We start from the raw sequence: 6,221 nt of genomic DNA on the forward strand, positions 1-6,221 counted from the left end.
AGCTCACGTTCGCCTGATGCAAAGCGCTCCACTGCTCTTATTCTGACAGCATGCTCGTTGATAGGAGTTCTTAGAGAGGGAAAATGGCGGAGACTGAGGGAGTTTCCGTCATTGCTTTTATTACTATTATTATTTTATTAATACAGATACTTGTAACTTTATAAACTGGGTACAATCTGGGTACAAGTAGTATATGAGCAAAACTCTTGAGCAAACTTGCCTTAGCAAGAATGGTGGTAATCAATATTATCTGCAGTTCCACATCAGGCCCTGGATGGGGCATTTGCCGTGGTTTCGGCGATACAGTGCACAATACCCAAGCCGAAAGAACGTCAAGGAGAGCCTGCGCACAGCCAGCCTGTATGATGCATTGGCACGTCTTCATGAACGACTGGCTGAAATGGGGCTGATTTGGAGCGACGAAAGTAAATCTCTTGAGCCATTGCCGCCCAAAGCAAATACCGTACTCAGTGAGGAGGGCGCTTACTATCAGGCTCTAGACGAGGTTTCGTCGCTTAGTGAACACCAAGTCGTTCCGCAAATGGACCCTGCGCATCCCGATGCTCCTGTACTACCAAGAGACATAGAACAAGAAATCTTTATGGAGGTGATGGAGTTCGGAGGCTCTGGATCAGATCAACCATCTGAGAGTGAACTTAGCGCTCAGCATAGTGCTCGTATGAAAGCCTACGATAGAGTCGAAAGCAAAGAGGATCAGAAGCGCTTTCCTGCGCCGCATCCATATGAGACCACTCTGCTATCTGCTGCTGCACTTCTCGTTAGTGAGTATAAGGCTGACCATAGGTCAAAGAAAGACACGGCAAAGATAACAACGGCGAGCAGGAAGTTCTTGACGTGGCTGGGGAAGGATGATCTGCCGCTTAGGGAAATTACGCCCAATCACGTAAAGAAGTACGTGAGATATGCCCGTGATGCGTACATTCCCAAGAATACGTTCTCTGCTGAGATCGGCAAGCTAAAGCAAATCTATGCAGTGGCAGTAGAGGAGGGGCGGTTGGTATCAGATAAGATCAGCCCCTTTTCGGGTGTGAGTCTTAAGGGCTTCAAGGTTGCTGTAACTAAGGCCAGTTATACTCCCGAACACGCAGAGACACTGGCTCAAGAGGCGGTCCTAAAGAAGCGCAAAGACATTCTGATCAATGTTGGGGTTAGCTATTACACAGGAATGCGCAGCAGTGAATTGTATGAGTGCACATTGGAAGAAGCAGATGGCATTCCCTATTTTCGTATAGAAGGGGCCAAGACGGCCAGTTCAAATCGGAATGTTCCGCTTCACTCTCATCTTCTAGAGTGGCTAAAAGAGGGAAAGAGCTTGCCGAGTATTGGCGCAAGGTTTGACTGGCGGTCGCCTACGAAGTCTGAGTTCAACAAGGCCTTTAATCGTTTCAGCGACACGTACCTTTTGAAGAAGCACGGTATCTTGGAAAAGGAGGGGAAGCTCAGCCATCATAGTTTTCGGCACGGGATGAGCACCAGATTGTTTGAAGCAGGTTATAGTGAGTTGGAAGTAGCCCATGTGGTCGGACACAGTGCTGGAACGGTAGGGCGAACAGAAGCGGCTAAGACGTATATCAAGAAGGCATCACTTTCAGGTCTACGAGATCGCATCAACGAGGTTCCAAGGATTGCACTCCCAGCAATCAAAGATGTGTCCTAGCGAAGTGGCGGGGATGCACATTGACGTAAACGCAAGGTATTCTGTTGAAGTCACACCACCCTGTAAGTATTTTCCCCCTTTGTCAGACACTTCGGGCATGTGGCTCTGCTGCGTATTTCGTGGGTTGTCGCTTCACCATCAACGACCAGCAGTAAGTTGGCCACTTCATGCACAACGGTGTGTTTGCACTTGGCGCATGTGATGCTGATCTTTTTGTGTGGGATGGCATTCAGTTTGGTAGTCAAAGGGTGGCCTTCTGGGGGTGAGGTGGTGATATAGCTGGATGAGATTATTAATAAGCTATTGATTTTAAGTATTAATATAGATTATGACTATAATGTACTACAGTGAGCCTCACTTATGGAGAGGAGGGCCACCAAGCCCGACGAACTCATGTGTAACGTCCTTTAAGCCTGACATCATCCAAGTCCTTACGCTCCATCTTTACTGCTGCTTCTGTTACAATCCTTGGGGCATTTAGCTGCTTCTGTACCCTCAAAGTGTAGTCTCTAATAGTGCTACGATAGCCCCTTACGGCAGTATCCATGTCTGACTGTTTTACTATGATGCAGTCATGAACCCCGTATGCCGCTACACCCTGTTTCTTTAGGCTCAAGAGCGTCTCTGTGAGGATGTTCGCCTCATGGTAGGATAAGAAGCCCAGAGCATTCATATAGTCCCCATCTAGTCTGTGGAGCGCAGGTATGACAGCAAGTGATGCCCTGCATATCAAGTTGTACTCTGCCAACCCCTCTTCGGTGTCATCAAACAGGTTGTATTCACTCTTTGCTGGACCCAATCTGTTAGCATTGCCTGTACCAATCATCTCAACAATGACCTGTTTGACCTTATCCCGTAGTAGCTTTGCATCACCCTCAATAGTTAAACGCTCTACCACAGCCGCATAGGCATCTAGCCACGTATCACCTGTGTTCATCTTGATCCCGACTAGGGCGCTAAACAGGGAAGGCTGGCTGGCATTCAAGTCGATTTCACACACAGCCTCATCATCAATAAGCAGGTCGAGGCGTTGCTTTTCTTTGTTCGGGATGGAAGTCCAGCCACCGTACCAGCGCCCCCCGCTCTTCATGTCACCGTTATGAAAGATACGTGTAGCCGATGCGTAGTGCTTTGCTGGCTGTGTCTTGGTGGCGGGTTGTGTCAGGGGGTGTTTGGCCCAGAAGGCGTTCATCTCTTTCACCGTGCGCTGGGCTACTGAGACATCACGGCCAAGCTCACTTTTGTAGACTTCTTTGTGGGGCAGGCGGGGTGTTGTCTCACTGTCTTGCTTGCGCTTGCGTCTAATATCGGGGTCTTCATGCTTATTCACCAACACATAGGGGCGCTGGGCGTCAATGAAGGCTGCACTCTGCAAGCGTGCGTCCCGAAGGAGCCGTGTGGCATTGATGCGATACTGCCCGATGTCTCGCTTCCTGCCTCGTTGCTGTATGCCCAGCACCTCCTGCGCCTCAGCGTTAGACATCTGTTTAAGGCCAGACGGTAGTTCATCGAAGAGCGTGAGGTACCCTGCATCTAGAAGTGCCTGCCGTACCGCTTTGATAGTCGTAGCACCCGCTGCGGGGTAGAGTGCAAAGCCATTTGTATCCTGACTTGTAGAACCGCCAGCCCAGTTCAGATCACCGCCAACACCAGCGATTTGAACGCTCGCCAAGAATGATGCCAGTACGGCTTCGTGCTTATCCCCTGTTTTGCCCTTTAAGGTCAGGCTCAGTTCAGCAGCAAGATCACCGACTATGGTTTGGGCTACATCGTTGTATGGCTGGTAGATCGGCTTGAATGTGATGGACATGTACAGGTTAATTCAGCCCTCTTTGGCTAAGCTGCTGGACCATTAACGCCAAATACTTCAAATACTTATGAATAGGGATTTTTCATGCGCATAGCATGTGCAGAGTTTTGACCTGCATCAGCCCAATTCAGATTAGGGTCAAATAAAACAGTCAGAGTGCCATCAGTACCGCATCACCAACTACAACTTTGACTTTTGTTCCATCACTCAAAGACCCAGTACCTGCACCGATGTAGTTGTCGACACCATCATGTGTACCTTGGAATGCAACTGTTCCAGTGGTCCCGTTTGAGCAGGCTACCTTAAATACCATAGTCATTTTATACTTGGTCCACAGAGTTTTTGTATTGCCACTTGTGGATAGGCCATCGCACGTCAGACTGCCGTCAGTTGCTGAGAAGTTGGCTTTCTTTGCATTCATCGCATCAACAACAGAGCCTAGCAGGATGGTTTCCTTGCCGTCTTTTTCTAGCTTCATTCCAAGATCAGGGGTCGCACACCCTGCCAATAAGCCGAAACAGGCAATTCCTGTGGCAACAGTCTTTCGCATCTAGATATCTCCGTAGATTATTATTAGAAATAAAGCATATGTCTTTCATCTATCTGTCAATAGCGTTCCTGGGATTATCGCTTCATATCAGCAATAATCCTATAAAGGCTTGTCTTGCTTATCTCCAAGTCTCTACAAATCTGAGACTTACTTAAACCCTTCCCCAATGCAAGCTTAACCATATCAGTCTTTGCACGTGCAGTAGGCTTACGTCCCTTGTACTTCCCCTCAGCCTTAGCCTTGGCGATGCCCTCTCGCTGCCTCTCAAGCATCATCTCTCTCTCGAACTGAGCTACAGAAGACATGACGTTCAAGATCAACTTCCCTGTTGAGCTAGACGTATCTACCCCCGTTCCACCCATGTCTAAGATCACGAGTGCTGCACCAGAGCTATTAACTCGCTCAATGATCTGACCAAGGTGCTGAACAGACCGTGCAAGTCGATCTAGCTTGGCTACGACAAGTTTATCATCAGTACGTAGCGCACACAGTGCTGCCTCAAGCTGATCACGCTCAGCTATAGATGACACCTGTTCTGTATAGACCTTCTCACAGCCGTACTCCTTGAGGTCACGCTGCTGGGCTTCTAGGCCAGCTAGTTGTTCAAGTGTAGACGTTCTAGCGTATCCAATCAGCATAGTATTTTCCCTTTAGAGTCTTAGATTATGGGGAAAATGGTACCAAAACGCTGGATAAGTAACCCTATTGGTGCGCTTTTGTACTATCACGCTAGGGCAGGGCCTATTGAGACGGAATGCAGGCAAAGAAAAAAGGTCAGACACCAAGTCCGGCCTTCAAGGTGTTGCAGGTGCTGTAAGCGAAGGCAGAGCTTTGAGGCTTGTACACTAAGTAGTATGATAGGGCTGTGAGTGACCAGATGCTGTATGTCTTACTGATCCTGCTGTATACTTGCGGTCTGACGTATGTGGGTAGTTGGACTTGAGTTTACATGGACATCAAAACAGGCTTAATCAGACTATGGGTCGTTATTAGCATTGCTTGGATAGCAGGCTCTGCTGCGGTTTTGAGAGTGGATTTAACCCTTGAAAAGGTCATGGGATGGAACATCCCTACAGCGGTCTCTAATCCAAGTTTGACCATTGAACAGTTGAAAGCATTGCAAAGCGGGATAACGAGATTAAACCTTGGAGCAGGTGATATTCTGATCACTGAACTTTACGTGATCTTCGTCCCTGTTATCGTTTCATTTATCCTCACTGTGGGTTTTCTTTGGGTCTGGGCTGGCTTCAAGAAAGAGCATTAACAACAGCAGATATGATTGGTGGGGTGGAGTGCTGCATGTAAGTGACCAAGGGGGGTATAGGATACCTGTAAACAGAGCCGCCCCCTTAACAGGTTTGAGAAACTGCCAAGCTAGAACTGAGGCGCAAATCACCCACGGAATGTAGGCAAAGGAAAATGGCCAGACACGAAGTCCAGCCCCAGAGATGTTACGAATGCGGAAAGTGAGGGCACTGCTTTGGATTCTAGCCCCTCGGGCCTGGGCCAGTGCCGCCCCATCCGTAGTACAAGCTCAGCCAAATCCACCCACCTGAGTTTTACAGGGGAGAGTTTACGTTGATCGTCCACAGACGCCTCTAGGGTAGTTCAGGTATGTTGGGTCATTCTGGGCTGAGTTGCGCCTGTGGACGTCGACCCTTAACCCTCACAGCCCCATTATGGCGCTCACGATGTCTCGCTCTTCCTGTGGCAGCTTGGAAAGCGAGCTGCTTGGCTGTTCAGCGGGTATATCTAGCTCTGACCAGCGCATAGATACGGACCCCCAATCTGTGTGATACGACAGGCTCCGCCATTTGGGGGCCTGCCACACCTGTACGATGAACTGAATGTCGTGCTTACAGCGAATAACACGGGCTTTACCGCAGTCTGATAGCCAAAGCATTGGATAATCGGTGCTGCTTTCAGGTGTGCTGCTCATGTGTCACCACCTTTCGTGCTGAACTTGGTGTAGTAATCGCTGAGGGACGTGCCTAGCTCGTCAGCAGGGTTATACGCACCACCAGACTGCACAAAGCGCTTCATGCCGCCTATCCCGCCTAGGTGAGCCACGGAACGCAGACCATCACGGTCATACCCTTTGGCTGCATCACCGAGTGCCTCAATGCTCTTTGCGTGTTTCGCGGGATGGTGGGCACAGATTTCATCTGATCGTGGGCAGTGAT

At 49.1% G+C, this 6,221-nt stretch carries 7 protein-coding genes; 2 read left to right on the forward strand and 5 right to left on the reverse strand.

The window, feature by feature from the left end:
- The first annotated feature begins 193 nt into the window (after nt 1-193).
- A complete protein-coding gene (locus AC4GMC_RS07445) occupies nt 194-1,678 on the forward strand; it encodes a tyrosine-type recombinase/integrase (protein ID WP_487876587.1) in 1,485 nt (494 codons plus the stop codon).
- Between the two features lie 391 nt (nt 1,679-2,069).
- Here AC4GMC_RS07445 and AC4GMC_RS07450 read toward each other — a convergent pair whose 3' ends face one another.
- From AC4GMC_RS07450 to AC4GMC_RS07460, 3 genes are all read right to left on the reverse strand, one after another.
- A complete protein-coding gene (locus AC4GMC_RS07450; RefSeq protein ID WP_487876586.1) occupies nt 2,070-3,488 on the reverse strand; it encodes a hypothetical protein in 1,419 nt (472 codons plus the stop codon).
- A gap of 151 nt (nt 3,489-3,639) precedes the next feature.
- Complete coding sequence (locus AC4GMC_RS07455) at nt 3,640-4,038, reverse strand: hypothetical protein (protein ID WP_487876585.1); 399 nt, start codon at nt 4,036-4,038, stop codon at nt 3,640-3,642.
- A gap of 74 nt (nt 4,039-4,112) precedes the next feature.
- Nucleotides 4,113-4,676: a recombinase family protein gene (locus tag AC4GMC_RS07460; protein WP_487876584.1), complete on the reverse strand. Its 564-nt coding sequence runs from the start codon at nt 4,674-4,676 to the stop codon at nt 4,113-4,115.
- Nucleotides 4,677-4,987: 311 nt separating this feature from the next.
- On the opposite strand from AC4GMC_RS07460, the gene AC4GMC_RS07465 reads away from it, so the two are divergent.
- A complete protein-coding gene (locus tag AC4GMC_RS07465; protein WP_487876583.1) occupies nt 4,988-5,302 on the forward strand; it encodes a hypothetical protein in 315 nt (104 codons plus the stop codon).
- Between the two features lie 402 nt (nt 5,303-5,704).
- Here AC4GMC_RS07465 and AC4GMC_RS07470 read toward each other — a convergent pair whose 3' ends face one another.
- Together AC4GMC_RS07470 and AC4GMC_RS07475 are read right to left on the reverse strand one after the other, a co-directional pair.
- The gene (locus tag AC4GMC_RS07470; protein ID WP_487876582.1) at nt 5,705-5,977 is read right to left on the reverse strand and encodes a hypothetical protein; all 273 of its coding nucleotides are present in this window, start codon (nt 5,975-5,977) and stop codon (nt 5,705-5,707) included.
- Nucleotides 5,974-6,221 (reverse strand): hypothetical protein (locus tag AC4GMC_RS07475; protein ID WP_487876581.1); only part of this gene is annotated, 248 nt, incomplete at its 5' end. The genes AC4GMC_RS07475 and AC4GMC_RS07470, both read right to left, overlap by 4 nt.

It is taken from the genome of Thalassobacter sp., assembly GCF_982993085.1.